The 423-nt window shown below is 62.6% G+C and carries 2 protein-coding genes; both read right to left on the reverse strand.

The genetic code is table 11. From position 1 onward, the window contains the following. Nucleotides 1–139: pilus assembly protein TadG-related protein (locus tag EOA24_RS40940; protein WP_133375127.1), on the reverse strand; the 139-nt coding region annotated here is incomplete at its 3' end. Nucleotides 140–186: 47 nt separating this feature from the next. Continuing rightward, a partial coding sequence (locus tag EOA24_RS42710; protein WP_210213675.1) for a hypothetical protein occupies nt 187–423 on the reverse strand: 237 nt, incomplete at its 5' end.

Consider the following 423-nt stretch of genomic DNA (forward strand, 5'->3'; position numbering starts at 1 on the left):
CCCTCTGCTTCTCGTTGACCACGCCCGAATAGTCGACGCTCAGCGCCACCGCGCCCATCAGCGGCACCATGGCGACCGCGGTCAAGAGAGCATAGTTGCCGCGCCGGTCGCGGCAGAAGTCACGCCAGAATCCACGCATGTGTTGTAAGCGGCCCCGCCTGCGGATCTTTTGCCCAGGCCACCGTTTCACAAAACGCTGAAGGACGGGTGTGGGAAACCGCTCGATTGCAGCCTCGGTGTTTCACCGAACGCTAACCAATCGCGCCGGGGCAAGGCCGCATCGTTCAAGGAAACGGCCCGCGAAGGCAGCGCGTTTCGCCGCGTCGATTGCCCCTTGATCAGCCGACAATGCGCAGGTTCGACAGTTCGTCGGCGATTTCCTTGAAGCTTTTCGACAGCGTGGCGCCGGTCGCGTTCCAGTAC

The sequence above is a fragment of the Mesorhizobium sp. M2A.F.Ca.ET.039.01.1.1 genome (genome assembly GCF_003998035.1).
In the GTDB taxonomy this organism is placed as follows: Bacteria; Pseudomonadota; Alphaproteobacteria; order Rhizobiales; family Rhizobiaceae; genus Mesorhizobium.